This is a genomic window from Roseovarius sp. (genome assembly GCF_965228755.1).
In the GTDB taxonomy this organism is placed as follows: domain Bacteria; phylum Pseudomonadota; class Alphaproteobacteria; order Rhodobacterales; family Rhodobacteraceae; genus Roseovarius.
Map to the genome: position 1 here is coordinate 544,209 of NZ_CBDDIG010000005.1, position 25,624 is coordinate 569,832.

At 67.4% G+C, this 25,624-nt stretch carries 27 protein-coding genes and 1 tRNA gene; 15 read left to right on the forward strand and 13 right to left on the reverse strand.

The annotated features are described in order from the left end of the window. Positions 1–161: 161 nt before the first annotated feature. From ACO07J_RS06020 to ACO07J_RS06045, 6 genes are all read right to left on the reverse strand, one after another. A tRNA-Glu gene (locus ACO07J_RS06020) sits at positions 162–236 on the reverse strand. Between the two features lie 211 nt (positions 237–447). Continuing rightward, on the reverse strand, positions 448–2,190 hold the full coding sequence (gene recJ, locus ACO07J_RS06025; protein ID WP_422027243.1) for a single-stranded-DNA-specific exonuclease RecJ: 1,743 nt from the start codon (positions 2,188–2,190) through the stop codon (positions 448–450). Further along, positions 2,187–2,750 carry a cysteine hydrolase family protein gene (locus ACO07J_RS06030; protein ID WP_422027245.1) on the reverse strand — a complete coding sequence of 188 codons (564 nt, stop codon included), beginning with the start codon at positions 2,748–2,750 and terminating at the stop codon, positions 2,187–2,189. Before ACO07J_RS06030 ends, recJ begins: the two co-directional genes overlap by 4 nt. Before the next feature lie 7 nt (positions 2,751–2,757). After that, the gene (glpX, locus tag ACO07J_RS06035) at positions 2,758–3,720 is read right to left on the reverse strand and encodes a class II fructose-bisphosphatase (RefSeq protein WP_422027247.1); all 963 of its coding nucleotides are present in this window, start codon (positions 3,718–3,720) and stop codon (positions 2,758–2,760) included. Positions 3,721–3,817: 97 nt separating this feature from the next. Next, positions 3,818–5,104, reverse strand: coding sequence for a homoserine dehydrogenase (locus tag ACO07J_RS06040; protein ID WP_422027249.1), 1,287 nt, complete (start codon positions 5,102–5,104; stop codon positions 3,818–3,820). Between the two features lie 349 nt (positions 5,105–5,453). Beyond that, entirely contained in the window at positions 5,454–5,783 is a 330-nt protein-coding gene (locus ACO07J_RS06045; protein WP_422027251.1) for a hypothetical protein, read from the reverse strand. A 104-nt stretch (positions 5,784–5,887) separates the two neighbouring features. On the opposite strand from ACO07J_RS06045, the gene ACO07J_RS06050 reads away from it, so the two are divergent. Further along, positions 5,888–6,475 (forward strand): TetR/AcrR family transcriptional regulator, encoded by a 588-nt coding sequence (locus tag ACO07J_RS06050; protein WP_422027253.1) that lies wholly within the window; start codon positions 5,888–5,890, stop codon positions 6,473–6,475. 272 nt (positions 6,476–6,747) lie between these two features. Beyond that, positions 6,748–6,951, forward strand: coding sequence for a dodecin family protein (locus ACO07J_RS06055; RefSeq protein ID WP_422027255.1), 204 nt, complete (start codon positions 6,748–6,750; stop codon positions 6,949–6,951). A gap of 79 nt (positions 6,952–7,030) precedes the next feature. On the opposite strand, the gene ACO07J_RS06060 is transcribed toward ACO07J_RS06055, so the two are convergent. Beyond that, positions 7,031–7,915 carry an NAD(P)H-dependent oxidoreductase gene (locus ACO07J_RS06060; RefSeq protein WP_422027257.1) on the reverse strand — a complete coding sequence of 295 codons (885 nt, stop codon included), beginning with the start codon at positions 7,913–7,915 and terminating at the stop codon, positions 7,031–7,033. Between the two features lie 97 nt (positions 7,916–8,012). Here ACO07J_RS06060 and ACO07J_RS06065 point away from each other — a divergent pair, with 97 nt between their 5' ends. Together ACO07J_RS06065 and ACO07J_RS06070 are read left to right on the forward strand one after the other, a co-directional pair. Next, positions 8,013–8,399 carry a winged helix-turn-helix transcriptional regulator gene (locus tag ACO07J_RS06065; RefSeq protein ID WP_422027259.1) on the forward strand — a complete coding sequence of 129 codons (387 nt, stop codon included), beginning with the start codon at positions 8,013–8,015 and terminating at the stop codon, positions 8,397–8,399. A gap of 146 nt (positions 8,400–8,545) precedes the next feature. Then, entirely contained in the window at positions 8,546–8,653 is a 108-nt protein-coding gene (locus ACO07J_RS06070) for an LPXTG cell wall anchor domain-containing protein (protein WP_300892154.1), read from the forward strand. A 42-nt stretch (positions 8,654–8,695) separates the two neighbouring features. On the opposite strand, the gene ACO07J_RS06075 is transcribed toward ACO07J_RS06070, so the two are convergent. Then, positions 8,696–9,094: a nuclear transport factor 2 family protein gene (locus ACO07J_RS06075; RefSeq protein WP_422027261.1), complete on the reverse strand. Its 399-nt coding sequence runs from the start codon at positions 9,092–9,094 to the stop codon at positions 8,696–8,698. Positions 9,095–9,105: 11 nt separating this feature from the next. After that, complete coding sequence (locus ACO07J_RS06080) at positions 9,106–9,639, reverse strand: redoxin domain-containing protein (protein WP_422027263.1); 534 nt, start codon at positions 9,637–9,639, stop codon at positions 9,106–9,108. A gap of 73 nt (positions 9,640–9,712) precedes the next feature. On the opposite strand from ACO07J_RS06080, the gene ACO07J_RS06085 reads away from it, so the two are divergent. Beyond that, on the forward strand, positions 9,713–10,318 hold the full coding sequence (locus tag ACO07J_RS06085) for a TetR/AcrR family transcriptional regulator (RefSeq protein ID WP_422027265.1): 606 nt from the start codon (positions 9,713–9,715) through the stop codon (positions 10,316–10,318). Between the two features lie 36 nt (positions 10,319–10,354). Here the strand turns inward: ACO07J_RS06085 and ACO07J_RS06090 are convergent, their stop codons facing one another. Continuing rightward, a complete protein-coding gene (locus tag ACO07J_RS06090) occupies positions 10,355–11,266 on the reverse strand; it encodes a pirin family protein (protein WP_422027267.1) in 912 nt (303 codons plus the stop codon). A 162-nt stretch (positions 11,267–11,428) separates the two neighbouring features. Here ACO07J_RS06090 and ACO07J_RS06095 point away from each other — a divergent pair, with 162 nt between their 5' ends. Continuing rightward, on the forward strand, positions 11,429–11,929 hold the full coding sequence (locus tag ACO07J_RS06095) for a hypothetical protein (protein ID WP_422027269.1): 501 nt from the start codon (positions 11,429–11,431) through the stop codon (positions 11,927–11,929). A 6-nt stretch (positions 11,930–11,935) separates the two neighbouring features. On the opposite strand, the gene ACO07J_RS06100 is transcribed toward ACO07J_RS06095, so the two are convergent. Genes ACO07J_RS06100 through ACO07J_RS06110 form a run of 3 tightly spaced genes read right to left on the reverse strand, consistent with a single transcriptional unit; the run spans position 11,936 to position 14,771 of the window. Beyond that, positions 11,936–12,505 (reverse strand): TadE/TadG family type IV pilus assembly protein, encoded by a 570-nt coding sequence (locus ACO07J_RS06100; protein WP_422027271.1) that lies wholly within the window; start codon positions 12,503–12,505, stop codon positions 11,936–11,938. Then, complete coding sequence (locus ACO07J_RS06105) at positions 12,505–13,041, reverse strand: TadE/TadG family type IV pilus assembly protein (RefSeq protein WP_422027273.1); 537 nt, start codon at positions 13,039–13,041, stop codon at positions 12,505–12,507. Before ACO07J_RS06105 ends, ACO07J_RS06100 begins: the two co-directional genes overlap by 1 nt. Then, complete coding sequence (locus tag ACO07J_RS06110; RefSeq protein WP_422027275.1) at positions 13,038–14,771, reverse strand: pilus assembly protein TadG-related protein; 1,734 nt, start codon at positions 14,769–14,771, stop codon at positions 13,038–13,040. Before ACO07J_RS06110 ends, ACO07J_RS06105 begins: the two co-directional genes overlap by 4 nt. Before the next feature lie 362 nt (positions 14,772–15,133). Here ACO07J_RS06110 and ACO07J_RS06115 point away from each other — a divergent pair, with 362 nt between their 5' ends. The 9 genes from ACO07J_RS06115 to dnaG all read left to right on the forward strand — a co-directional run bounded on the left by ACO07J_RS06115 (position 15,134) and on the right by dnaG (position 25,613). Continuing rightward, a complete protein-coding gene (locus tag ACO07J_RS06115) occupies positions 15,134–16,567 on the forward strand; it encodes a Glu/Leu/Phe/Val family dehydrogenase (RefSeq protein WP_422027277.1) in 1,434 nt (477 codons plus the stop codon). A 5-nt stretch (positions 16,568–16,572) separates the two neighbouring features. After that, positions 16,573–17,166 carry a DUF6151 family protein gene (locus tag ACO07J_RS06120; protein WP_422027279.1) on the forward strand — a complete coding sequence of 198 codons (594 nt, stop codon included), beginning with the start codon at positions 16,573–16,575 and terminating at the stop codon, positions 17,164–17,166. A gap of 315 nt (positions 17,167–17,481) precedes the next feature. Beyond that, positions 17,482–18,735 carry a sarcosine oxidase subunit beta family protein gene (locus ACO07J_RS06125; RefSeq protein WP_422027281.1) on the forward strand — a complete coding sequence of 418 codons (1,254 nt, stop codon included), beginning with the start codon at positions 17,482–17,484 and terminating at the stop codon, positions 18,733–18,735. 97 nt (positions 18,736–18,832) lie between these two features. Beyond that, the gene (locus ACO07J_RS06130; protein WP_422027283.1) at positions 18,833–19,486 is read left to right on the forward strand and encodes a YceI family protein; all 654 of its coding nucleotides are present in this window, start codon (positions 18,833–18,835) and stop codon (positions 19,484–19,486) included. A 10-nt stretch (positions 19,487–19,496) separates the two neighbouring features. After that, a complete protein-coding gene (locus ACO07J_RS06135; RefSeq protein WP_422027285.1) occupies positions 19,497–19,781 on the forward strand; it encodes a sarcosine oxidase subunit delta in 285 nt (94 codons plus the stop codon). Next, on the forward strand, positions 19,778–22,708 hold the full coding sequence (locus ACO07J_RS06140; RefSeq protein ID WP_422027287.1) for a sarcosine oxidase subunit alpha family protein: 2,931 nt from the start codon (positions 19,778–19,780) through the stop codon (positions 22,706–22,708). Before ACO07J_RS06135 ends, ACO07J_RS06140 begins: the two co-directional genes overlap by 4 nt. Continuing rightward, the gene (locus tag ACO07J_RS06145; RefSeq protein ID WP_422027289.1) at positions 22,701–23,252 is read left to right on the forward strand and encodes a sarcosine oxidase subunit gamma; all 552 of its coding nucleotides are present in this window, start codon (positions 22,701–22,703) and stop codon (positions 23,250–23,252) included. The genes ACO07J_RS06140 and ACO07J_RS06145 overlap by 8 nt, the downstream gene beginning before the upstream one ends. 39 nt (positions 23,253–23,291) lie before the next feature. Next, positions 23,292–23,600, forward strand: coding sequence for a hypothetical protein (locus tag ACO07J_RS06150; protein WP_422027291.1), 309 nt, complete (start codon positions 23,292–23,294; stop codon positions 23,598–23,600). Positions 23,601–23,642: 42 nt separating this feature from the next. Continuing rightward, entirely contained in the window at positions 23,643–25,613 is a 1,971-nt protein-coding gene (gene dnaG, locus ACO07J_RS06155; RefSeq protein WP_422027293.1) for a DNA primase, read from the forward strand. Positions 25,614–25,624 lie beyond the last annotated feature (11 nt).

Genomic DNA, 25,624 nt, shown 5'->3' on the forward strand with positions numbered 1-25,624 from the left:
TTGGCCGGGTCCGGCGGGACCTGGGGGAAGGATAGGCCGGAAGCGAATGATATTTCAAGCTTGAAATTTCAAGCCTGAAGTAAACCGGCGGAATATATGCGGAAAGGCCGGGTGGCGCAGGGCCCCGGAACGCGGTGGTTAACGAAGTGTGAAGGGAGGGGTGGCAGCCCGTAGGGGAATCGAACCCCTCTTTCCAGGTTGAAAACCTGGCGTCCTAACCGATAGACGAACGGGCCATGCCTTGGCGTGAGGCGTTTCCTATGAAAAAGCCGGTCCCTGCGCAAGAGGCAAAATGCAAATTTTTCGCGTGGCGCGCCGTTGTTGAGGCCTGCCGGTGGCGAACGTGGCGTCAGGTGTGGCGGAGGCGGGTTAAGGCCGGGTGAATTGGCCGTGTCAGGGGGATCGGGAGGGGGTGGCGACGGGTTGGCGCAGCACGATTCGGGCGGCTCAGCCGGCTCGGGCCGCGTCTTCGAGTCGAAGCTGCACGGTCTGACGCCCGCCCCATGTGTTGAGGTCGAGCCGGCCGGCGAGGTGGAAGCGGGCGCCGCCGTGCTCTTCCAGCGTGGCGCCGATCTCGGTGTCGTAGGCACCGAAGGCGATGGCGTCGAGCTTGGGGCCCGTGCCGTCGCCGAAGCGCAGCTTGAGGTGATTGGCGCCCACGCGCTTGGCAAAGCCGATCTGCATGTCGGGGAAGGCGTAGCGCGGGCCGGGAGCGCCCGCGCCGAAGGGGCCGGCGGTTTCGATCTGGGTGACCAGTTCCGGCGTGGCAGCCCCTGGCATGAGCAGGCCGTCGAGGGCGAGGTCGCGGGGGCCGGCGGTGCCGGCGCCCTGGCGTTCCAGCAGCTCGGAGAGGCGCTCCATCGCCGCCTCGAGCTTGTCGCGGGCGACGGTGAGGCCCGCGGCCATCCGGTGGCCGCCGCCCTTGATGAGGAGGCCTTCCGCCGCCAGCCGGTGGATCGCCGCGCCGAGGTCGACGCCCGAGACGGAGCGGCCGGAGCCCTTGCCCTCGTCCCCTTCGAAGCCAATGACGATGGCGGGCCGGTTGGTGGCCTCCTTGAGGCGGGAGGCGACGATGCCGACGACACCGGGGTGCCAGCCATCCTTGGCGGCCCAGACCAGCGGCGCGTCGAGCCCGCGCGCCTCGGCCTGTTCGAGGGCGGCGTCGCGTACCGCGGTCTCGATCTCGCGCCGCTCGGTGTTGAGCTGGTCGAGGCGGTCGGCCATGGCCCTGGCCTCGTGCGGGTTGTCGCAACACAGAAGCCGCGCGCCAAGGTCGGCCTTGCCGATGCGGCCGCCGGCGTTGACGCGGGGGCCGAGGACGAAGCCCAGGTGGTAGGAGGTGGGCGCGCTGTCGAGGCGGGAGACGTCGGAGAGCGCCACGAGGCCGGGGCGGTGGCGACCGGCCATGACCTTGAGGCCCTGCTGGACGAAGGCGCGGTTGACGCCCTTGAGCGGGGCCACGTCGGCCACGGTGGCCAGTGCCACGAGGTCGAGCATGGCCATCAGGTCGGGGCCCTTTTGGCCGGCTTCGCGCAGTTGGCGGCCGGCCTCGACCAGCATGAGGAAGACGACGGCGGCGGCGCAGAGATGGCCGAGATCGCCCGGCTCGTCCTGCCGGTTGGGGTTCACCACGGCCAGCGCGTCGGGCAGGGTTTCGCCGCCCAGGTGGTGGTCGAGGATGATGACGTCGGCACCCTTGGCCGCGGCCACGGCATCGTGGCTGAGCGTGCCGCAGTCGACGCAGACGATGAGGTCATGCGCGGCGGCAAGTTCGGCCATGGCGGGCTCGTTCGGGCCATAGCCCTCATCGATGCGGTCTGGGATGTAGAGCGTGGCGGCAAGGCCCATCTGGCGCAGCCAGTCGATCAGCAGGGCGGCGGAGGCGCCGCCGTCGACGTCGTAATCGGCGAAAATGGCGATGCGGCCCTTCCGGCTGACTTCTTCGAGGAAGCGGGCGGCGGCCTTTTCCATGTCCTTGAGGCGGCGGGGATCGGGGAGGAGGTCGCGGAGCTTCGGCTCGAGGTAGCCCGCGCAGGCCTCGGGCGCGACGCCGAGGCGGGCGAGCGTCTGGCAGAGGGCGCGGGGCAGGGCGGCGGATTGCACCAGCGCCTCGGCCAGCCGGTCGGTTTCGGCCGTGGGGCCGACCCAGCGGCGGCCGGTCAGCGAGGATTCGACGCCGAGGAAGCTCATGCCCGGCCTTGCAGGATGTCGGCCACGGCGCGGGCGGTGGCGAATTCGCCGTGGAGGTGGGAGATGGCGGCCTGGTGGATGGCGTCGGCTGTCATCGGGGCAAGGCCCGCCTGCCAGCCCGTGTCGGCATTGGCGGTGAAGCTGGCGCAGGCGTCATGGGCGAGGGTGACGGCGAAGCCCAGGTTGGCGGCCATGCGCACGGTGGTCGAGACGCAATGCGGCGTGGTGAGGCCGCAGATCACGAGGCCGGTGATGTCGCGCTCGCGCAGGTGCGCCTCGAGATTGGTGCCGATGAAGGCGGAGTTGACCGATTTCTCGAAGACCGGTTCGCCCGGGCGCGGTATGACCTGCGGCTTGAAGGCGGTGCCGCCGGTTTTTGGCCCCAGCGGGCTGTTGGGTTCCGTGCTGACATGGAGGACGTGGCAGACCGGATCGCCCGCCGCCCGCCAGGCGGAGAGCAGGGCGCCGGCGGCGTCTTCGGCGCCGGGGTTGTTGCGCTCCCCCCAGGCCGGGTGGTCGAACCCCGTCTGGATATCGATCAGGATCAGCGCCGCCGCCATGGCCCGGTCAGAGCGGGTGGCGGCAGGTCATCCGGCGGCGTTCCCCGGTCTTCGACCTGAGCAGCAGGGTTTCGGTCTGTATGCTGTCGCCGCGCGGTTTGAGCCCGGCCACGAGCGAGCCGGTGGTGACGCCGGTGGCGGCGAAGATCACCTCGTCGGTGACCATCTCGTCGCGGGTATAGACGCGGTCGAGATCGGTGATGCCGGCCTTCTCGGCGCGGCCCTTCTCGTCATCGTTGCGGAAGAGGAGCCGGCCCCAGATCTGGCCGCCGAGGCACTTGAGCGCGCCCGCCGCCAGCACGCCCTCGGGCGCGCCGCCCGAGCCCATGTACATGTCGATGCCGGTGGCCTCGGGGTCGGTGCAGTGCATGACGCCCGCCACGTCGCCATCGCCGATCAGGTACACCGAGGCGCCGACCTCGCGCAGCTCGGCGATGACCTCTTGGTGGCGGGGGCGTTCGAGCACGCAGACGGTGATGCCCGACGGCTCGCAGCCCTTGGCCTTGGCCAGCGCCTCGACCCGTTCGCGCGGGCTCATGTCGAGCGAGACCACGCCCTCGGGGTAGCCGGGGCCGACGGCGAGCTTGTCCATGTAGACGTCCGGCGCGTGCAGCATGGTGCCGCGCGGGGCCATCGAGATGACGGTGAGCGCGTTGGGCATGGCCTTGGCGGTGATGGTGGTGCCCTCGAGCGGATCGAGCGCGATGTCGACGCCGGGGCCGTTGCCGGTGCCCACCTCCTCGCCGATATAGAGCATCGGCGCCTCGTCCCGCTCGCCTTCGCCGATCACCACGACGCCGGCGATATCCAGCTTGCCCAGCTCCTCGCGCATGGCGTTGACGGCGGCCTGGTCGGCGGCCTTCTCGTCACCGCGGCCAATAAGCGGGCGGCAGGCCAGCGCGGCCTGTTCCGAGACCCGGGCGAGGGCGAGCGACAGGATGGTGTCGTCGAATTGGGCGGCGTCGGACATGGAAACTCCTCAAGGAAAGGGCCGGGGACGTGGCCCGGACGGTCGGGCAACAGAATTAGCGGCGGGGTCGGCCCGGCACAAGGGCCGGGCACCGGGATCAGACGGATTCGATGCGCAGGGCGACGGGCTGGACGGCCATGACGTCGAGCCGGCCCATGGCGTCGAGCGCCTCGTCGAGCGCGCTGCGGGTGGTGCGGTGGGTGACGATCAGCACCGGCGCGGTGTTGTCCTTGTGCTTGGTCTGGCGCATCCGGTCGATCGAGATGCCGGCATTGCCGAGCGCCGTCGCCACCTTGGCCAGCGCGCCCGGCTTGTCGTCGAGCGCCATGCGCAGGTAGTAGGGCGCAGGCGTCGCCGTCTTGGCCGGGGTGGCGCGGGTGAGCGCGGCGGCCGGCACGCCGAAGGTGGTGCAGCGGAAGCCGCGGGCGATGTCGAGCACGTCGCCCATCACCGCGCTGGCGGTGGGGCCTTCGCCCGCGCCGGGGCCGCGCAGGACGATCTGCTGCACCTGGTCGCCTTCGAGCACGACCATGTTGGTGCCGCCCTCGAGCTGGCCCAGCGGGCTTTTCTTGGGCACGAGGCAGGGCGACATGCGCTGTTCCAGCCCGCGGCCGGTCATCTGTGCGACGCCCAGCAGCTTGATGCGGTAGCCCAGGTCGTCGGCATGGCGGATATCGGCGATGGTGACCCGTTCGATCCCTTCCAGTTCCACGGCGTCGAAATCGACCTGGCAGCCGAAGGCGATGGCCGAGAGGAGCGACAGCTTGTGGCCTGCGTCGATGCCGCCCACGTCGAGCGCGGGGTCGGCCTCGAGGAAGCCCAGGGCGTTGGCCTCCTCGAACACCTCGTCATAGGGCAGGCCGCCCGATTGCATGCGGGTGAGGATGTAGTTGCAGGTGCCGTTCATCACGCCCATGACGCGGGTGATCTCGTTGCCGGCAAGGCCCTCGGTAAGCGACTTGACCACCGGGATGCCGCCGGCGACCGCGGCCTCGAAGCGCAGCACGGCGCTGTTCGCCTCGGCCAGTTCGGCCAGCGCCTGGCCGTGATGGGCGAGCATGGCCTTGTTGGCCGTGACCACGTGTTTGCCGGCCTTCAGCGCGGCCTCGGTCGCGGCCTTGGCGGGGCCGTCACTGCCGCCCATGAGCTCGACGAAGAGGTCGACATCGTCGCGCGTGGCCAGCGCCACGGGGTCGTCTTCCCAGTCGTAGTTCGACAGGTTCACGCCGCGGTCCTTGTCGCGGGTGCGGGCCGAGACGGCGGAAATGGTGACCGGGCGGCCCGCGCGGGTCTCGAGCAGCTGGGCTTTCTGGCGGATGATCTTGACGACACCGGTGCCGACGGTGCCGAGCCCGGCGATGCCTAGGCGCAGGGGGGTGGTCATTTGGGCGCTCCGATCAACAACTCAACTTCGCGGAAAGGTCTGGGATGGGCGTGTAAACCCTTGGTGCGGGGCTTGCAACGCGGGTTTTGTACGGGAGCGGGCGGGGGCACCATGCTCGGCGCGGAACAAGGGCGAAGCCCGCCGCGCATCGACGGGCCGTACCGACGGCACGGCGATCCGGAGAGGGCAATGCCGCTTTCGGATGATGGATGTGCACGGCGGGCATAAAGTGGTGGCCATAAGCGTTGGGTCGCCGTACCACGGCCCGTCGATGCGCGGCTTGTCGGTGTTTGGAATGGCAGGGTGCCTCGGAAGCCTGGCCTGGCCCGCCGGGGCCAGGCGGCGGGGGTCAGCCCTCGTCCTCGTCCATCTCGATCGTCTGGTTCAGCCGGTCCCTGTCGGCCTCGCCGATCACCTCGCCCCTGAGCCTTGCGGCGCGGGCCTTGAGGCTTGCGGCGCGGGCGTCGATCTCGGGCGCGGGGGAGGTGGCGGAGAGGGTCGTGCCGTCGGCCGAAACCGGCCGGGCCGTGGCGCGGGCGCGGAGGGTTTCGGCGGGAACCAGCGCAGGATAGTCGGAGGCCCAGGCCTCGTCGCTGACCACGGCGTCGAGCTGCGGGAACGAGCCGCAAGCCGCCACCAGCGCGGCGGCGCAGAGCACGAGGGAAGGGCGCAGGGGCATTGGCGCTGTCCTTGGAGTGGCCACTGTCTCTTCCTTGCCACTTTTGCGTGGGGGGTGGCAAGTCGGGCGTTGATCTGAACAGGCGTTCAATTATGCTGCGGCCCATGGCAAGAACCCAAGGCTCTCATTCCGGGATCACCGGCCCCAAGGTGCGCGAGGCGGCGCTTAAACTCTTTGCGGACAAGGGGTTCGCCGCCGTGTCCATGCGCCAGATCGCGGCCGAGGTGGGGGTGCAGGCGGGCGCGCTCTACAATTACACGCCCGACAAGCAGAGCCTTCTGTTCGACCTGATGAAGACCCATCTGGAGGACCTGCTGGCCGCGCAGAAGGCGCAGGCGGCGCGGGAGATGCCCTTCCCGGCGCTGCGGGAATTCACCCGGTTCCACATCAATTTCCACAGCGAGCGGCCCGAGGAGGTGTTCATCGCCTACATGGAGCTGCGCAACCTCAGCCCCGAGAATTTCGCGGTGATCGAGACGCTGCGCCGGGCCTATGAGCGGCGGCTGGAGGACATCCTGCAGCGGGGCATCGACAAGGGGGTCTTTGCCATTGCCGACACGCGGATCGCGGCGATGGCGCTGATTGCGATGCTGAACGGGGTGAATACCTGGTTCCGGGAAGGCGGGCGGCTGTCGCTGGCGGAGGTGCAGGAATTGTACTGGGACATGGTGCGCAAGTCGGTGGCGGCCTGAGGGGCGCGAATCGGGGTTAACGGGCTGATTTGGCTGGGAAACCGGGTATCGGTATCGCGTCGGTATAACGTCGGTATTTTGTCGGTGTTTTTAGCGGTGCCGCGCCGGGTTGATGTGGCGCGCGATGGGGGGTGACGCAAGATGTGGTTCGGCGCGCAACGGCGCCGGGGCGGCGGTTGCCCTCCGGCGGCATCCCGCCTTCGCCCGCAAAGAAGTCGGAACAGGCCCGGCGGGGGTTTTGTTGACCTCCTGCAATGAAAAGGAGGACTTCCATGACCGTTGCACGCGTAACAGAACTTTCCGCGACATCCCCGAACAGCTTCGACGACGCCGTCGAGAAGGGTATCAGCCGCGCGACCGAAACCCTGCGCAACGTGAAGAGCGCCTGGGTCAAGGATTCGAACGTCGACGTGGAGAACGGCAAGATCTCGACCTACCGGGTCAACCTTGCGGTGACCTTCGTTCTCGACGACTAGGATCTCCGGCGATGCCGGAGGTGAAAGCAGGCCGCGCCCGGAGGGGTGCGGCCTGTTTTCGTCTGGCGGGGTCGCTGCGTCATCCGGCGAGGCGGGCGGTGCGCAGGGCGCGGGCCCACCAGTCGAGCTGTGCCAGCATCCTGTCGGCGGAGCGTTCGAGATGGGGGAGGTCGGCAAGCTGCGTCTCGCCCTTCGAGACGGGCAGGTAGTCGGACATGGTGATATGCACCGCCGCCTGCATGGTGGGCATTTCCAGCTCGGCGGCGATGCCGCGGACATGCTCGACCGCGCGGGCCCCGCCGACCCCGCCATAGCCCACCAGCCCGGCCGGGCGGCGCGACCAGTCACCGTGATCGAGCGCGTTCTTCAGCACGGCGGTGGGGGCGTGGTTGTATTCGGCCACGGTGAAGAGGAAGGCGTCGAACGCGGAGAGGCGGGCGGCGAAATCCGTGGCGGCACGTGTCTGGGCGTCGGTCGCCGCAGGGTCGCCGAGGAAGGGCAGGGGCACGTCGCGCAGGTCGATCACGGTCACGTCGAACCCGGCCTGCCGCGCCTTGCCGGCGATCCAGATGGCGGGTTTGTCGCCGAACCGCCCCTCGCGGGTGCTGCCGAGAATGACGGCGAGCCGGAGCGGGGTGTCCTCCCCGGCGCCCTGGAAGGCGCCGGCGAGGCGGACGGGCATGGAGTTCACCGTTTCCACGAGCGGCGCGATCCGGTCGAGATGGGCGGCGAATTCGGGCGAGGCCTGCCATTGCGCCTTGGCCTCTTCCGAGCGGAAGCGGGTGACGATGACCAGCGCGTCGCCTTCTGTCGCGCGGTAGACGGTGTTGCCGAGCCATCCGGTCTCGGCCGCGGCGGCACGGAGAACGCCGATTTCCTTCAATTGCAGGTCGAGCAGCCTGTCGGCCATGCCGGGCCTGGGGGTGAAGGTGTTGATCAGGGTATGCGCGGTGTCGTCGGTCATGGTGGGCGCCTGTCTTTTAAGGTGGATTTGAGTATGGGCTTACAATAAGTAAGTAACTGACCGGATTTAAGACCGGACCTTGATGGTAGGACCTGACATGAAAGTAAGCCCAAGCCACGCCGCCCCGTCGGACCCGATGCATTCGGACTGTCCGGGGCGGGACGTTTTCAAACTTGTCACCGGCCGCTGGAGTCTTCTGATCCTGTGGGCGCTGAAATCTGGGCCGGTGCGGTTTCACCGCATTCGCGATACCGTCGACGGGATCAGCGAGCGGGTGCTGTCGAGCAGCCTGAAGGAGCTGTGCCGCCACGGGCTGATCACCCGCCACGTGGAGCCCAGCGTGCCACCGCGGGTGAGCTATGAGCTGACGGCGAGCGGTGAGGGGTTGCTGGGCGTCATGGAGGGGCTGACCGGCTGGATCGCGCGGGAGCTGGAGGGGATCGAGGCGGCGAAGCGGCGGTATGACGAGGGCGCCGGGGGCTGAGGGCCGGGGGCGTTTTCCGCGCGGAAAACGGGACAGAAAATGCGCATTTTCTGTTCCGGAATCTTCGAAAATTCCGGGGCGTGTGGCGACGGGTGGCATTCTTCCGTCAGGCCGGGCAGGGTGGTGCCGGAAAAGGGAGGTGCCACATGGTCTTCGGGCATTGGAACCAGACGGGGGTCGATATCTGGCTGACGCTGATCGGGATGGCGGTGGTCGGCTTGGTGCTGCTTTACGTGGTGCGGCGGAAGAAGTGAGGGCGCGGCCCGTGGACGGGCCGGCCCCGTTGGTGAGCAGGGTCAGGCGGCTTCCGCGTCGGGGCGGCTGAAATTCACCTCGCGGGTCACCTGCCAGCGGCCGTCTTCGAAGATGAAGTCGATGCTGAGGTCGATCATCATCTTCGGCCCGCCCACGGGGATCTTGCGGGAGATCAGCACGTGTCCGCGATGGCCCGAGACGGTGAGGCGGTGGAGGTGGAACCAGAGGTGATCTTCGGGCGTCTTGTCGCGGAACGTCTCTTGCAGCATTGCCATGAACTCCTGCTTTTTCAGGGTCACCAGGCGGCCGTCGATGCCGAGGTCCATCACCTCGATATCCTCGTGATAGATGGTGTCGAGTGTGGCCATGTCGGCGCGCACGCCGGCCTGCATGAGCTCTTCGAGCCGGGCGCGGAGGGTGGTTTCGGTGGGTTGGGTCATGGGTTGTCCTTTCAGGCGTGGGTGCCGTTGATGGGGGTATTGGCGAAGGCGCCGCGGCGGAAGCCGATGCCCTTGGCGATCCATGCCAGGTCGGGGCGGGCGAAGGGGACGTTGGAAATGTCGGTGATCTGGAGGAGGCCCGCATCGTCGATGACGAAGAGGCCGGGTTCGGCGAAGGGCGCCTCGACGTCGCGGCCGTTTTCAAGGCCGGAGATGTAGAGGCCAAGGGTCTGCATCTGCGGAATGGTGAGCCCGTAGGCGACGTCGAATTGCGGTGCGACCTCCTCCATGTGGGCCGCCGCGCGGGCCTCGGTATCGGCCGAGACGGCGAGCACGTCGGTGCCTTGCGCGGTGAAGTCGGGCAGGCGGTCGTTCAGCTCCTTCAGGTAGGTGGTGCAGAGCGGGCAGTGCTTGCCGCGATAGACGATGGTGAGCAGCCAGTCGAAGCCGTCGCGGGGTTTGGCGAGGCTGCGGGTGCCGCCGGAGAGCACGGGGAGGTCGATCGCCGGAAACAGGGTTCCGGCGGCGCGTTTGGGGGTGGTCATGGGGTGTCCTTCGTATTATATATCGAACGATACACATATGCCGGTGGCGGCGGAGCGGGTCAAGGGTTATATATTGAACGATACAAAAAAATTAGGACGGCCGCGGAGTTTCGACTACGACGCGGCGCTGAGGCAGGCGATGCATGTCTTCTGGACGATGGGCTATGACGGCGCGTCGCTGCGCGATCTGAAGGGGGCGATGGGGATCACCGGGCCCAGCCTTTACGCGGCCTTCGGCGACAAGCGGGAGCTGTACCTCAAGACCATCGACCATTACCGCGATGCCGAGGGCTGTGCGCCCCTGGTGGCCTTCGAGGCGGAGGAGGATATCGGGGCGGCGATCCGGGCCTTCCTTATCGAAATCATCGATTCCGCCACGGGCCACGAGAGCGGGGCGAAGGGGTGTTTCCTGGCCTCGAGCGTGGCGACGACGGCGGGGCAGGTCGAGGGCGTGTCCGAGCGGTTGCAGGCGGCGATTGCCGAGGCGCAGGCGCGGCTGACGGCGCGGTTCGAGCGGGAGGTGGAGAAGGGGACGCTGCCCGAGGGGTTCCCGTCAGGGGCGCGGGCTGCGCTGCTCTTCGATATAAGGCAGGGCTACATGTTCCGCGGCCGGGCCGGGGCGGGGCGGGAGGAGCTGATGCGGGATCTCGACGCGCGGGTGGCGTTGTTGCTGGCGTGAGCCGGGCCGCGGCAGTGCGCGGCCCGGGGTATTGCGTCAGTGGGCGGGCTTGATGAAGGTGCCGTTGCGCAGCTCGCTCATGGCGGTCATCAGCTCTTCGCGGGTGTTCATCACGATCGGCCCGTGCCAGGCCACCGGCTCCTGGATCGGCGCGCCGGAGACCAGCAGGAAGCGCACGCCGTCCTCGCCCGCCTGCACCGTGATCTCGTCACCGGTGCCGAAGCGGATGAGCGTCCGGTTGCCCGACATGTCGCGGATGTTCACCTCCTGCCCGGCGACCTCCTTCTCGAGCAGCACGCCCGAGGGGGCCGAGGCATCGGCGAAGGCCGCGGAGCCTTCGAAGACATAGGCGAAGCTGCGGCGGTAGGTGTCGACCTTGAAGGTCTTCTTCACGCCCGCCGGCACCGAGATGTCGAGATATTGCGGATCGGCGGCGATGCCGTCGACCGGGCCGGTCTTGCCCCAGAAGCTGCCCACGACGACGCGCACGGTGGTGCCGTCATCGTCGGTGATGACCGGGATGTCGCCGCCCTTCACGTCCTGGTAGCGGGGCGCGGTCATCTTCAGCGACGAGGGCAGGTTGGCCCAGAGCTGGAAGCCGTGCATCTGGCCGCGGTCGTTCCCCTTGGGCATCTCCTGGTGCATGATGCCCGAGCCGGCGGTCATCCATTGCACGTCGCCCGCGCCCAGCGTGCCGGTGTTGCCCAGCGAGTCGCCGTGCTCGACCGTGCCCGACAGGACATAGGTGATCGTCTCGATGCCCCGGTGGGGGTGCCACGGGAAGCCTTGCGCGTAATGTTCCGGCACGTCGTTGCGGAAATCGTCGAAGAGCAGGAACGGGTCGAGCTCGGACGGGTCCTGGAAGCCGAAGGCGCGGTGAAGGTGGACGCCGGCGCCTTCCATCGTGGGCTGGGCGGGGCGTTGCTCGAGGATGGGTCTGAGGGACATGGGATGGTCCTCCTTTCCCGACAGATGTAGAGATTTGCCGGCGCCGCACCAGTGGGGCGGGTGGCCGGTTCCGGCAGGGCGTTTGTGCGCGGATGCGCAAATCCCCCTCGCGCCGGGCCGGCGGAGCCTGTAGAGCCGGGGCAGACGGTCAGGAGAGGACGGATGCGGGAGAACGACATGGCGGATGGGGAAACGGTGCTGGCCACGGTCCGCGCCTCGGCCATGCGGCGCGGGCTGGGGGTGACGATGCTGGCGGTGCTCGGGCTGCTTCTGGTCTATACCGGCATTGCCAGGCCGCCGGCCCAGTTCGCCTGGCAGGCCTTCCTGATCGTGATGGGGATCATCGCACTGTGGGGCGCCGAGCGGATGCGCCGGGCGACACGGGCGACGGTGGAACTGACCGAGGCCGGGCTGCGCACCAGCGACGGCGAGGAGATCGCGGCGATGGACAACATCGCCTCGGTCGACCGGGGGGCGTTCGCGTTCAAGCCGTCGAACGGGTTCATCCTGCGGCTGAAGCGCCGGGCGCCGGGTCGCTGGCAGCCGGGCCTGTGGTGGCGGATGGGTCCGCGCGTGGGCATCGGCGGGGTGACACCGGGGGCGCAGGGCAAGGTGATGGCCGACATCATCGCCGCGAAACTGGCCGAGCGCGACGCGCGCTGAGCCGGTTTACGAGGAGCATTCCACGAAGCAGAGCTTCGGCGAGAAGCGGAGGCTGGTGAAGACCCGGGTGTCGATGTTGATCTTGTCGCTGTAGACCAGCGAGAAGAGCGAGTCGTAGAGCGAGACGCTTTCGACCACGATGACCTCTTCGCCGTCGCTCAGGATCGGAAAGCTGTCGTGCTGCGTGGCGGTGTCGCTGGTGGTCAGGACGGTCATGCGGCCCTCGCCGCGCACTTCCGACCATTGAACCTTGTACTGGTCGTCGGTCTCGCTGTAGCGGATGACGGTGACGCGGATCTGGTTGTCGCCGTTGTCGTTGGAGATCTCGTCGAACAGGATCTTGACGTTGTCCATATAGGTTTCGGTCACGGTCAACTGTTCGCGCGACAGCAGGTCGGCGATGGTGTAGGTCGCCTTTTCGCGCACGCTCTTGTAGCGGTGGACCTCGAAGAACTCGTAGGTGGCGCAGATCGTCCAGAAGAGGAGCGGGAAGGCGAGCACCGACTCGACCATGAACGAGCCGCGCTCGTCGTCGCGGAAGCGTGTCAGAAGGTGCTTGAGATACAGCCAGGACATCAGAGCGGCTCCTGCACGAAGGCGGTCATGGACACGATCGAGGACTGGCCGTTGGCGTCCTTGGTCAGGGCGCTGCCGAGCGCGTCGTCGGGGAAGAGCGGGTCGAAGCGCAGGCAGGCACGCAGCAGCATGAGCTGGTTCTGCTGGCCGTTGACGAACTGTTTCACCGGCTTGGTGGGTTCGGCCGCGTCGGTGCAGTCGGCGGTGGTGTCGAGCGAGTTGAAGGCGCGGATGTCGGCCGAGCGCATCTCGAGCCGCAGCGTGGTGGCGCAGTCGCGGATCATCAGGGCGTTCTGGCAGATCAGATCCTTGATCTCGTCATGCTGCGGCGCGGTGCCGGTGCCGAGGCGGACTTCGCGCACGGCGATGTCCAGCCCGCGTTCCAGCAGGGTATGGCGCAGGGTGACGAAACCCAGCTCGATCGACATCAGCATGAGCGCGAGATAGGCCGGGAAGACCAGCACAAACTCGACCGAGGCATTCCCGCCTTCTTCCCGGAGGAAGCGGCGCAGCTCGTATCCGAAGGGGCCGATCATTCCGTGAGCCTCAGGTTCTGCACGTTCGAGGCGATGGAGTTGAACGCCGCGCTGATATCGGTGCCCGACGCCGGGTAGTAGTGGTTGAGCGTCGAGGCGCAGGAGGACAGGGTGGTTTCGGCGGTGCCGCCCGCGGGCACCTCGAAGCCGATCGTGTAGACGATGACGCCCTCGGTCTTGGTGGCCGTGCAGACGCCCAGCATCCGGGTGTTCTTGTCCGAGCCGCTGAGGGATTCGGAGCCGACATAGTCGTTCCACGGGCCCCAGTCGCCGGTGATGTCGCCGTAATACTCGGGCGTCATCAGGCCCCAGGCCATTTCCCAGGTAAGCTGCTCGGTCGAGATGTAGCCTTCCAGCGTGTTCTCGAGGTCGTTGAATTCCGATGTCGAGATCCAGTTGTCGGCCACTTCCGGGTCATCGGCTTCGGCGGCGTAGAAGCGGTCGTCGGCTGCGTCGCGGAGGTAGTAGACGGACATTTCCGGGCCGTTGGCCTCGTAGACGCAGGTCCACTTCACCTTGCCGCACTTGCTTTCGTCGTCGCTCTTGGTGTGCTTGTACTCGTGGTAGGCGTATTTGAAGACGCGGTCCTGGTACTTGACGTGGTACAGGTCGGAATGCGCGCCGCGGTATTTCGGGCTGCTCTTGTCGAAGAAATAGGAGGTGGTGTTGGCGCCGTCGCCCATCATCACGATGATCTTCAGGGTTTCCGCCTCGTTGTAGTTCGAGGGCACGGTCGAGAGCGAGCTGTCGACCTCGCCCGAGGCGATCAGGTCGGCGGACACGGCCCGGAACGAGGGATCGAGCAGGGCGGCGCCCCAGTTCATGCCCTGGTGGCCGCTGGTGTTACCCGACGCCTCGAGCGCCTCGATCTTGGCATGGAGGGCCGTTTCGCTGATCGAATAGGGCATGATCTCCATGTAGCTGTCGGGGTAGCAGGAGCGCCATTCCAGGTTGAGGCTGTCGAAGCCGCCATAGACCGAGGTGTAGATCATGTGATCGACGGGAATGCCGCTGCTGAGCGCCGATGCACCTGTCGTGAGCGTGGCGTGGTTGTAATCGTTGTCCTTGAATTTCAGGCAGGTGGAATAGTTGTGTGCCCGGTCCACCGCGAGCGCGTCGAAGATGGTCCAGCCGGGGGTGACCGACCAGCTGAACGGCACGATCGAGATCACGACGTTGCCCGGCTCGGAGCCGTTGAGGACGGTGGTGACGAATTCCTTGGCGGCCGCCTGGAGGTTGAGAAGCTTGTCGCCCTTCATCGAGCCCGAGACGTCGAGCACGATGACGATTTCCAGTTTCGGGGTCCGCACTTCGGCGGCGGCCGTGCCGTAGGCGGAGAGCTGATCGACGCCCGACAGCTTCATCATGTAGGTGTCGAGGGTCATGCTGGCCGACGCGCGGACCATGGTCGAGTTCAGCGAGGTCACGATGTCGTCGTCGCCTTCGCCGTCGACGTCGATATCGTGCAGGTAGCTGGCCATGTCGCTTTTGGTGAAATAGTCCTCGATGATGGCCTTGACCTCGGCCTTGTCGGTGCCGGGCGGGGCGCCCGCGCCGGCGAGCACGGCGGCGTCGAGCGTGGCCTGGAGGTGGGCGCGTTCCATTTCCTGGCGCATGGTGTCGACGCCGAGCCCGGCCATCACGAACATGAACAGGAAGAAGAACAGGACGAGGATCGTGGCGGCGCCCTCTTCGTCGTCACGAAAGCGGACGAGACGGCCCCGCGCCACGGCGATGTCCGCGCTTTTTCTGGCCCGACGCCAATACGTCCGGCCCCCCAAAAGATCCAGCATTCCGGCACCCTCACAAATGTAAAACGCAGATTCGCGCGCACTTTTTGACCGGCAAGATATTGCTGACCACCGTGGCATAAATATGGCGAAAGAGGGGATTATTCCCCCGAATCAGGTGGTTGTCGGGCAACTATTGGGCAGGGCGCGGGGAATTGTTGCGAAGGCGTGGAGGATGGCCGGGCGGCCTGCCCGAAAAATCGGCGGGTGGACAAAGCCACGCCATGCAGTAACGATACCGCCAAAAAAGATCCGTAAAAGCCAACAGGACGGACGCGAAACGCAAATGGGAGAGACGTGACATGAGTACCCCCCGGAAGGAGCCGAGTTTCCGCGAAAGCGTGGACTTGATGTTTAACCACGCGGTCGCGCTGATGGATCTGCCGCCGGGGCTGGAGGAGAAGATCAGGGTCTGCAACGCCACCTATACCGTGCGCTTCGGCGTGCGGCTGCGCGGGCAGATCCAGACCTTTACCGGCTATCGCAGCGTGCATTCCGAGCACATGGAGCCGGTCAAGGGCGGTATCCGCTATTCCATGGGCGTCAACCAGGACGAGGTCGAGGCGCTGGCGGCGCTGATGACCTACAAATGCGCCATCGTCGAGGCGCCGTTCGGCGGCTCGAAGGGCGGTCTGCGGATCGACCCGCGGGAATGGGACGAGCACGAGCTGGAGCTGATCACCCGGCGGTTCGCCTACGAGCTGGCCAAGCGCGACCTGATCCACCCCAGCCAGAACGTGCCCGCCCCCGACATGGGCACCGGCGAGCGCGAGATGGCGTGGATCGCCGACCAGTACCGGCGGATGAACACTACCGACATCAACTCCCGCGCGTGCGTGACCGGCAAGCCGGTCAACGCCGGCGGCATCCAGGGCCGGACCGAGGCGACGGGCCGGGGCGTGCAATACGCGCTGCAGGAATTCTTCCGCCACCCCGAGGACATCAAGGCGGCGAAGCTGTCGGGCACGCTCGACGGCAAGCGGGTGATCGTGCAGGGCCTCGGCAACGTGGGCTATCACGCCGCCAAGTTCCTGTCGGAGGAGGATGGCTGCAAGATCGTCGGCATCATCGAGCGCGACGGCGGGCTTTGGGACGATGACGGGCTCAACGTCGAGGAGGTGCGCAACTGGATCGCCAAGCATGACGGGGTGAACGGCTATTCCTCGGGGAAGTACGTCAAGGACGGGTCGAGCTTCCTCGAGGAGGAGTGCGACATCCTGATCCCGGCGGCGATGGAGGGGGTCATCAACCTCGACAATGCCGAGCGGATCAAGGCGCCGCTGATCATCGAGGCGGCGAACGGCCCCGTCACCGCCGGGGCGGACGAGATCCTGCGCAAGCGGGGCACGGTCATCATCCCCGACATGTATGCCAACGCGGGCGGTGTGACGGTGTCGTATTTCGAATGGGTCAAGAACCTCAGCCACATTCGCTTCGGCCGGATGGGCCGGCGGCAGGAGGAGGCGCGCCATCAGCTCATCGTGTCGGAGCTGGAACGGCTGGACAGTCACCTTGGCGATGCCTGGGTGATGTCGCCCGACTTCAAGAAGAAGTACCTGCGCGGCGCGGGCGAGCTGGAGCTGGTGCGCTCGGGTCTCGACGACACGATGCGCACCGCCTACCAGCAGATCCGCGAGGTCTGGCACGGCCGCGAGAACGTGCATGACCTGCGCACCGCCGCCTACCTGGTGGCGATCACCAAGGTGGCGGCGAGCTACCGGGCGCTGGGGCTCTGACAGGCGTGGCGGGGCGGGAGATCGACATCGCGTGCCGTTGCGGGAAGCTGACGGGACGCATGTCGGGGATCTCGCCCGCCACGGGCTGCCGGGTGACGTGTCATTGCAAGGATTGCCGGGCCTTCGTCACCCATGTGGGCGCCGCCGGGATGCTTGACCGCAACGGCGGGGTCGAGCTGTTCCAGACCTTGCCGGCACGGCTGGAGATCACGTCGGGCCGCGAGCACCTGCGCTGTCTGCGGTTGTCGCCGAAGGGGATGATGCGATGGTACGCGGGGTGCTGCGGCACGCCCGTGGGCAATACGCTGGCAAGCCCGGGGTGGTATTTTCTGAGCCTCGTCGTGGGGACCGTGCCCGAGGGGCAGGCGGCGGCGCTTGGGCCGAACCGGGGGACGTTCTTTGCCAAGGACGCGCCGGAAGGGGCCAGCCCGCCGGCGGATCATGGGAAATGGGGCTTGCTGTCCGGGGCCTTCGGGCGGCATTTCGCGGCCATGCTGGGACTGGCGCCGAAGGGGTCGCCTTTCTTTGAAGGCGGCCGGCCGGTGGTGGAGCCGGAGATCCTGTCGAAAGAGCAGCGGCTGGCGGCTGAGGCGGTTTAGCGCAACGGTGCCGCCCGTCGCGCATCGACGGGCCGCGGGGCGGCGAACCGACATTGGTGGCCTGGCGCTTTATGGTGGCCAAGTCAGGAATACCTTGTTGCGTGGTGTTCCATTTGCAAAATCGCCGGACCGTCGGGGCGGCCCGTCGATGCGCGGCGGGCTTTGCCCTTGATTCCGCGCGTTTTCGCCGGCTTGAAGGACATCGCTGTCGCCTCCGGACCTGAATTTGTCGAACCGGTGATCGCATGTCATTCCGCGTGTTGCTATCCGGGGCGGGACTTGCTTCACTCCGGCCAACCAAAGGGGAGTCTTTACATGCGCTTTTCCGGCTTGCGCGTTCTCAAGGAAGGCCTGACGGGCAACAAGGGCTGGCAGGCCCACTGGCGCGATGCCGAGCCGAAGGGCGAGTATGACGTCGTCATCATCGGCGGCGGCGGGCACGGCCTCTCGACCGCCTATTACCTGGCGAAGAACCACGGCATCCGCAACGTGGCGGTGCTGGAGAAAGGCTATCTCGGCGGTGGCAACGTGGGGCGGAACACCACGATCGTGCGGGCCAACTACTTCCTGCCGGGGAACTCGGAATTCTACAGCCACTCGCTCAAACTGTGGGAGGGGCTGGAGCAGGACCTGAACTACAACACCATGCTGTCGCAGCGCGGGCAGATCGCGCTGTTCCACTCGGACGGGCAGCGGGACGCGGCGATCCGGCGGGGGAATTCGATCGTCAACCAGGGCGACGAGGCGGAGCTTCTGTCGCTGGCGCAGCTGAAGAAGATGGTGCCCTATCTCGATTACGAGCAGCAGCGCTTTCCGATCCATGGCGCGCTGCTGTCGCGCCGGTCGGGGACGGCGCGGCATGACGCGGTGGCCTGGGGCTATGCGCGGGGCGCGAGCGAGCGGGGCGTGGACCTGGTCCAGAACTGCGAGGTCACGGGGATCGACATCGAGGGCGGAAAGGTGACCGGCGTGCAGACCACGCGGGGCGCGATCCGGGCGAAGAAGGTGGCGATGATCGTCGCCGGCCGGTCGAGCCAGGTGGCGGCGATGGCCGGCATGCGCCTGCCGATCGAGAGCCACGTGCTGCAGGCCTTCGTGACCGAGGGACTGAAACCCTGCATCGACCACGTGATCAGCTTCGGCATGGGGCATTTCTATATCAGCCAGTCCGACAAGGGCGGGCTGGTCTTCGGCGGCGATCTGGATTTCTACGCCTCCTACGCGCAGCGCGGCAACCTGCCGATGGTCGAGCACGTGATGGAGGCGGGGATGACGCTGATGCCGGCCATCGGCAAGGCCCGGGTGCTGCGCAGCTGGGGCGGGATCATGGACATGTCGCCCGACGGCTCGCCCATCATCGACCGGACGCATATCGGCGGGCTCTACCTCAATTGCGGCTGGTGCTATGGCGGGTTCAAGGCGGTGCCGGGCTCGGGCTACTCGATGGCGCACCTGGTGGCGACGGACACGCCGCACGAACCGGCGGCGCGGTTCCGGCTGGACCGGTTCCGCACGGGATACGGGCTGATGGACGAGGAAGGCACGGGGATGCAGCATAACCTGCATTGATGGTCTGCGTGGCGAGGTCGGGATAGTGAGTATTTTCGGAACAATGAAAGGCGCGGGGATGAGCATGGACGGCGGCGCGCGGGGAGAGGGCGGGAATTTGAGTATTTTCGGAAAGATGAAAGGGCTGGGGTGTGCCTTGTGTCTGGTGGCGGTGCCGGGCGGGGCGGCCTTCGCGCAGGACGATCCGCTGCCGGCGGGGAAATACACGCTCGACCCGTATCACTCGACGCTGGTCTTCTCGGTGAGCCATATCGGGTTTTCCAACTACGTGATGAGCTTCGACAGTTTCGATGCCGAGCTCGAGCTCGATCCGGCCGATCCGGGCAAGGCGGCGCTGAGCGTGACGGTGGATCCGGCCTCGCTCGACGTGCCGCGGCCGCCGGAGGGGTTCTTGGAGGAGTTGACGGGCGAGACCTGGCTGAACACGGGCGCGCATCCGGAGATCACATTCACCTCGACCGGGATCGAGATGTCGGGCGAGAAGGCCGCGACGGTGACGGGCGACCTGACCCTGCTGGGGGTGACGAAGCCCGTGACGCTGGAGGTCACGTTCAACGGCGGTTACACCGGCCACCCGATGGACCCCAACGCGCGGATCGGCTTTTCGGCGGAGGGGGCGTTCAACCGCTCGGATTTCGGCATGGGCTACGGCATTCCCGCGCCGGGCACGACCATGGGCGTGGGCGACGAGGTGACGGTGCGGATCGAGACCGAATTCACCGGCCCGGCGATGGAAGAGAACAAGGACTGAGGACGGTTTCATGCGGATCACCTGCCCCCTCTGCGGCACGCGCGACCGGCGCGAATTCTATTACAAGGGCGATGCCGTGGCGCTGGACCGGCCTGATCCGGCGGCGGGCGAGGCGGCGTGGGACGACTATGTCCACAACCGCGACAACCCGGCCGGGCCGACGCGCGAGCTGTGGTATCACGAGGCCGGTTGTTCGGCCTGGCTGGTGGTGACGCGGGACACGCGGACGCACGAGATTGCCAGTGTCGAGCTGGCGTCCGACGTGGCGGCTAACGTGGCGGAGGCGGGCGCATGAGGGTTGCGGGCGAGGGGTTGATCAACCGCAAGCGCCGGGTGGAGTTCACCTTCGACGGGCGCGCCTACCAGGGGGTCGAGGGCGATACGCTGGCCTCGGCGCTGCTGGCCAACGATATCCGGCTGATCGGACGGTCGTTCAAGTATCACCGGCCGAGGGGCCTTCTGACTGCCGGAAGCGAGGAGCCCAACGGCCTCGTGACCACGGGGCGCGGCGCGGGGCAGGAGCCCAACATGCGCGCCACGATGGTGGAGCTGTTCGACGGGTTGCAGGCGCGGAGCCAGAATGCGTGGCCGACGCTGGATTTCGACCTGATGGCGGTCAATGACCTGGCGGCGCCGTTCCTTGGGGCGGGGTTCTATTACAAGACCTTCATGTGGCCGGCGAAGTTCTGGGAGAAGCTTTACGAGCCGGTGATCCGCCGGGCGGCGGGGCTGGGCGCGCTGTCGATGCGGGCCAATGCGGACAAGTACGAGAAGGCCTGGGCGCATTGCGACCTGCTGGTGATCGGCGCGGGGCCAACCGGGCTGATGGCGGCGCTCACCGCGGCGCGGGCCGGGCTCGACGTGGTGCTGGCCGAGGAGGACACGCGGACGGGCGGCAGGCTCAATGCCGAGAGTTTCGAGGTGGACGGCGTACCGGGGCGCGTCTGGGCCGAGGAGGTGACGCGGGAACTGGCGGCGATGGAGAATGTGCGCATCCTCACGCGGACCACGGTGACCGGCGCCTATGATCACTGCACCTTTGGCGCGCTGGAGCGGCTGTCGCCGTGGGATGCGGCCAAGAAGGGCGCTCCAAGAGAGTGTTTCTGGCGGATCGTGGCGAAGCGGGCGGTGCTGGCGGCGGGGGCGATTGAACGGCCCATCGCGTTCCAGAACAACGACCGGCCGGGGATCATGAATGCGGGCGCCGTGCGGGCCTATCTCAACCGCTGGTGCGTGAGCCCGGGGCAGAGCGTGGCGGTCTTCGGCAACAATGACGATGCGCACCGGACGGCGGCGGATTTGCTGGAGGCGGGGGTGCATGTGAGCGCGCTGGTGGATGCGCGCCATGATGCGACGACGAGCCTCGACGTGCCGTTCTATGCCGGGGCGCAGGTGTGCAACAGCGAGGGGCGGCGCGGGCTGGAGGCGGTGTCGATCGCCACCGCCTCGGGCATCGAGAAGGTGAAGGCCGAGGCGCTGGCCGTCTCGGGCGGGTGGAACCCGACGGTGCACCTGACCTGTCACATGACCGGGCGGCCGGTGTGGAACGCCGAGATTGCGGCGTTTGTGCCGCAGCCGGGGGCGATCCCGGGGTTGGTGACGGCGGGGGCGTGCGAGGGCGTGTTCTCGACCCGCGGCTGTCTCGGGGCCGGGGTGCGGGTGGCGACGGCCGTGCTGGAGGATCTGGGGGTCAAGGCGCCGGAGGTCGACGTGCCGGGGGCCGAGGACAGCGACTATGACATCAGCCCGCTCTGGGCCGTGCCGGGCAAGGGGCGGGCGTGGCTGGATTTCCAGAACGACGTGACCGTGAAGGACGTGAAGCAGGCCGCGACGGAGAATTTCCGCTCGGTCGAGCATATGAAGCGCTACACGACGCAGGGCATGGCGACGGATCAGGGCAAGAACTCGAACGTCGCGGCGCTGGCGGTGCTGGCGGACGTGACCGGGCGGGGGATACCCGAGACGGGGACGACCACGTTCCGACCGCCCTACGTGCCGGTATCCATCGCCGCGTTGGGCGCGGGCGGGCAGGGCAAGGGCTTCGCGCCGCAGCGCTTCACCACCTCCCATGCCGCTACGGTCGAGCGGGGCGCGCCGATGATCGAGGCGGGGTTGTGGTACCGGCCGAGTTACTTCCCGCAGAAGGGCGAGCGGACGTGGCGGCAATCCTGCGACCGGGAGGTCGGGATGGTGCGCGAGCATGTGGGGGTGTGCGATGTCTCGACGCTGGGCAAGATCGACATCCAGGGGCCGGATGCAGGGGCGTTCTTGGATTTCGTCTATACCAACCTGTTCTCGACCCTGAAGGTGGGGCGGGTGCGCTATGGCCTGATGCTGCGTGAAGACGGGCACGTGATGGATGACGGCACCACGGCACGGCTGGGCGAGACCCATTACGTGATGACCACCACCACCGCCGCGGCGGGGGAGGTGATGCGGCACCTGGAATTCGTGCACCAGGGGCTGTGCCCGCAGATGGACGTGCGCTTCGTGTCGGTGACCGAACAGTGGGCGCAGTTCGCGATTGCCGGGCCGAAATCGCGGGAGGTGCTGAACGGGGTGCTGGGCGAGGCGATCGACGATGAAAGCTGGCCGTTCATGTCCTGCGGGGAGGCGACCGTCGGCGGCGTGAAGGGGCGGCTGTTCCGGATTTCCTTCTCGGGCGAACATGCCTACGAGGTGGCGGTGCCGGCGCGTTATGGCGCGGCGCTTTTTGCCGAGCTGGTTCGCCGGGCCGAGGCGATGGAGGGCGGACCTTACGGGATGGAGGCGCTGAACGTGCTGCGCATCGAGAAGGGGTTCATTACGCACGCCGAGATACACGGGCGGGTCACCGCCTTCGATATCGGGATGGGCCGGATGGTGAGCGGCAAGAAGGATTGCATCGGCAAGACCATGGCGGCGCGGCCGGGCCTGACGGACGAGAACCGTGAGCAACTGGTGGGGCTGAAACCCGTGGGCGCGGTGAAGCAGCTTGTCGCCGGCGCGCATCTCTTCAACGAGGGGGACGAGGCCGTGCGCGTGAACGACCAGGGCTATATCACCTCGGTCGCCTTCTCGCCCACCTTCGGGCACGTGCTGGCGATGGGGTTCCTGAAGAACGGGCGGGCGCGGATCGGCGAGCGGATCCGCATGGTCGAGCATCTGAAGGGGGTGCAGACCCTGTGCGAGGTGATCGACCCGGTGCAGTTCGACCCGGAAGGAGGGCGCGTGCGTGGCTGAGTTGACGGCAATGACCCCGCTGGACGGGATGGCGCCGCTGGCGATCGGCGGGATGACGCTGAGCGAGGTGGATCTCGGGCGGCTGACCTCTGTGGCGCCTTACAAGGGGCGCGACGGGGCGCTGGGCAAGGCGCTGGAGGCGGCGCATGGCGTGGGCTGGCCGGAGCCGAACCGGGCCACCGGGGCGGAGGGCGCGCGGGCGATCTGGTTCGGGCAGCGTACGGCGCTGCTGGCGGGGCCGGAGCCGGCGGAGGGGCTGACCGAGCACGCCGCGCTGACCGACCAGTCGGATGCGTGGACGGCGGTGACGCTGGAGGGCGCAGGCGCGGCGGACGTGCTGGCAAGGCTGGTGCCGCTCGACCTGCGGCCCGGGGTGTTCGCGCCGGGCCATACCGCGCGGACCGAGTTGCAGCACATGATGGCCTCGGTCACCAAGACGGGCGAGGCGGCGTTCCTGATCCTCGTCTTCCGGTCAATGGCGCAGACGCTGCTGCATGACATGCAGGTGGCGATGGAAGGGGTTGCGGCACGGGGCCGGCCCTGACACTCTGTCCCGGTTGGGTGTCATGCGGAGGGGTCTGTCGTGTCACGGCTGTGCCTTGCACTGTTTCTGAGTATCGCGCTGCCCGCTGCGGCGGCGGCGCAGGGCCTGAGCCGCGAGAATTGCCGGGCGACGCGGGATATCCTGGCGCAGGTGATCGAGGGGCGGAAGGCCGGGATGTCGGCCAGGGCGGTGACCGCGCGATTGTCGAAGGGCGAGCAGGCGGTCGACGAGAAATACGTCGAGACCGTGCCGCCGCTGGTGAAGCTGGCCTATTCGCTGGAGCCCGCGATGCTGACCGGGCAGGTGGCGAAGGATTACGAGGCACAGTGCCTTAGCTACAGGCCGTGATGTGGTCTTGGCCCCGGGGCCGGATTGCCCCATATTCGGGGCATGAGCCTGCCCCCCGGATTCCTTGACGAGCTGAGAACGCGCACCTCGCTGTCGCAGGTGGTGGGCCGCAAGGTCATGTGGGACAACCGCAAGTCGAACCAGGGCAAGGGCGACATGTGGGCGCCGTGCCCGTTCCACCACGAGAAGACCGCCAGTTTCCACGTCGATGACCGGAAGGGCTATTACTACTGCTTCGGCTGTCACGCGAAGGGCGACGCGATCAGTTTTGTCCGCGAGACCGAGAACGTGGATTTCATGGAAGCCGTGAAGATCCTCGCGCAGGAGGCCGGGATGACCGTGCCCGAGCGCGACCCGCAGGCGCAGCAGAAGGCCGACCGGCGGACCGAGCTGGTAGAGGTGATGGAGATGGCGGTGCGCCATTTCCGGATGTCTCTGCGAACCGGCGCGGGCGAGGCCGCACGGGAATACCTTGTCGGGCGAGGGCTAAACGAGTTGGCACTCGAGCGGTTCGAGATCGGCTTTGCCCCCGATGGCTGGCAGGGGTTGTGGGATCACCTGACCGGCAAGGGGGTGGAGCCGCAGAAGATCCTCGATTGCGGGCTGGCCAAGCCCTCGCAGAAGGGCGGCAAGCCCTATGACACGTTCCGCAACCGGATCATGTTCCCGATCCGCGACGTGCGCGGGCGGTGCATTGCTTTCGGCGGGCGGGCGATGGACCCCAACGACAACGCCAAGTATCTCAACTCGCCCGAGACCGAGCTCTTCGACAAGTCGCACACGCTTTACAACCACGCGCCCGCGCGCGAGGCGGCGGGCAAGGGCCAGCCGCTGATCGTGGCCGAGGGCTACATGGACGTGATCGCGCTGTCCGAGGCCGGGTTCGGGGCGTCGGTCGCGCCGCTTGGCACTGCGGTGACCGAGCACCAGTTGCAATTGCTGTGGCGGATATCGGACGAGCCCATCGTGGCGCTGGATGGCGACACGGCGGGTCTGCGCGCGGCCTACCGCGTCATCGACATCGCCCTGCCGCTGCTGGAGGCGGGCAAGTCGCTGCGCTTTGCCCTGATGCCCGAGGGGCAGGACCCCGATGATTTGTTGCGCCGGTCCGGTGCGAAGGCGGTGCAGGACGTGCTGGATGCCGCCATGCCGATGGTGACGCTGCTGTGGCAGCGTGAGACGGAAGGGCGCAGCTATGACAGCCCCGAGCGGCGGGCCGCGCTCGACAAGGCGCTGCGCGAGAAGATCGCGCTGATCAAGGATCCCTCGATCCGGCACCATTACGGCGAGGCGGTGAAGGAGCTGCGCTGGCAGCTTTTCAACCCGCGCAACAACCGGCCGCAGGGGGGGCAGGGCGCCCGGCGCACCGGCGGCGGCAAGGGCAAGTGGACGCCGGTCGAACCGGTCCGGGCCGAGACCAAGAGCTCGCTTCTGGTGACTTCGGACGAGAAGGCCTATGGCGAGCTGCGCGAGGCGGTGATCCTGGCCGTGCTGATCCTGACGCCCGAGGTGCTGGACGAATTCGAAAGCCGGATCGAGACCCTGCCCTGTACCGGGCGCGACCATGCCCGCCTGCGCGACCTGCTGCTGCGCCACGGCGACACGGGGGCGGAAAGCCTGCATGAATATATTGCCGCCGAAATGGGCGAGGGGGCCGTTGAAAACCTGTGCCGCCGCCCCCATGTGGCGCTTATTCCCGCGGTGCGCCGGCCGGGTGATCATGACCTTGCCCGGCAGACCGTGAAGGAAGAGCTTGAGAAACTCGACGCCGCGCGTGGATTGGAACAGGAAATCAACGAGGCGTCCGAGGATATCGGGGGCATGGCCGGAGAGTTCGTGACCCACCGGCTCAAGGCGGCCGCGCAGGCGCGTGAAAGCGCGACGCGCAGCGTGCAGGAGGATCAGACCGAGTATGAAATCGGGGCCAATGGCGCCCCGGTCAGCCGGTCGGAAAAGGAAGCGTTCGACGCCTTGCTGGAGACCATGGGGTTCCGGAAGAAGCACGATGAGTGACTTTTGGGCAC

What these genes read in the sequence shown, in the direction of transcription:
- ACO07J_RS06060 (WP_422027257.1), bottom strand. Translation starts at nt 7,915, where the DNA reads ATGACCGACGACACCGCGCATACCCTGATCAACACCTTCACCCCCAGG.
- ACO07J_RS06105 (WP_422027273.1), bottom strand. Translation starts at nt 13,041, where the DNA reads ATGATCGGCCCCTTCGGATACGAGCTGCGCCGCTTCCTCCGGGAAGAA.
- ACO07J_RS06125 (WP_422027281.1), top strand. Translation starts at nt 17,482, where the DNA reads ATGCGCTTTTCCGGCTTGCGCGTTCTCAAGGAAGGCCTGACGGGCAAC.
- ACO07J_RS06040 (WP_422027249.1), bottom strand. Translation starts at nt 5,104, where the DNA reads ATGACCACCCCCCTGCGCCTAGGCATCGCCGGGCTCGGCACCGTCGGC.
- ACO07J_RS06070 (WP_300892154.1), top strand. Translation starts at nt 8,546, where the DNA reads ATGGTCTTCGGGCATTGGAACCAGACGGGGGTCGATATCTGGCTGACG.
- ACO07J_RS06065 (WP_422027259.1), top strand. Translation starts at nt 8,013, where the DNA reads ATGAAAGTAAGCCCAAGCCACGCCGCCCCGTCGGACCCGATGCATTCG.
- ACO07J_RS06030 (WP_422027245.1), bottom strand. Translation starts at nt 2,750, where the DNA reads ATGGCGGCGGCGCTGATCCTGATCGATATCCAGACGGGGTTCGACCAC.
- ACO07J_RS06050 (WP_422027253.1), top strand. Translation starts at nt 5,888, where the DNA reads ATGGCAAGAACCCAAGGCTCTCATTCCGGGATCACCGGCCCCAAGGTG.
- ACO07J_RS06080 (WP_422027263.1), bottom strand. Translation starts at nt 9,639, where the DNA reads ATGACCACCCCCAAACGCGCCGCCGGAACCCTGTTTCCGGCGATCGAC.
- dnaG (WP_422027293.1), top strand. Translation starts at nt 23,643, where the DNA reads ATGAGCCTGCCCCCCGGATTCCTTGACGAGCTGAGAACGCGCACCTCG.
- ACO07J_RS06055 (WP_422027255.1), top strand. Translation starts at nt 6,748, where the DNA reads ATGACCGTTGCACGCGTAACAGAACTTTCCGCGACATCCCCGAACAGC.
- ACO07J_RS06045 (WP_422027251.1), bottom strand. Translation starts at nt 5,783, where the DNA reads ATGCCCCTGCGCCCTTCCCTCGTGCTCTGCGCCGCCGCGCTGGTGGCG.
- ACO07J_RS06095 (WP_422027269.1), top strand. Translation starts at nt 11,429, where the DNA reads ATGCGGGAGAACGACATGGCGGATGGGGAAACGGTGCTGGCCACGGTC.
- ACO07J_RS06135 (WP_422027285.1), top strand. Translation starts at nt 19,497, where the DNA reads ATGCGGATCACCTGCCCCCTCTGCGGCACGCGCGACCGGCGCGAATTC.
- glpX (WP_422027247.1), bottom strand. Translation starts at nt 3,720, where the DNA reads ATGTCCGACGCCGCCCAATTCGACGACACCATCCTGTCGCTCGCCCTC.
- ACO07J_RS06090 (WP_422027267.1), bottom strand. Translation starts at nt 11,266, where the DNA reads ATGTCCCTCAGACCCATCCTCGAGCAACGCCCCGCCCAGCCCACGATG.
- ACO07J_RS06115 (WP_422027277.1), top strand. Translation starts at nt 15,134, where the DNA reads ATGAGTACCCCCCGGAAGGAGCCGAGTTTCCGCGAAAGCGTGGACTTG.
- ACO07J_RS06100 (WP_422027271.1), bottom strand. Translation starts at nt 12,505, where the DNA reads ATGTCCTGGCTGTATCTCAAGCACCTTCTGACACGCTTCCGCGACGAC.
- ACO07J_RS06075 (WP_422027261.1), bottom strand. Translation starts at nt 9,094, where the DNA reads ATGACCCAACCCACCGAAACCACCCTCCGCGCCCGGCTCGAAGAGCTC.
- ACO07J_RS06140 (WP_422027287.1), top strand. Translation starts at nt 19,778, where the DNA reads ATGAGGGTTGCGGGCGAGGGGTTGATCAACCGCAAGCGCCGGGTGGAG.
- recJ (WP_422027243.1), bottom strand. Translation starts at nt 2,190, where the DNA reads ATGAGCTTCCTCGGCGTCGAATCCTCGCTGACCGGCCGCCGCTGGGTC.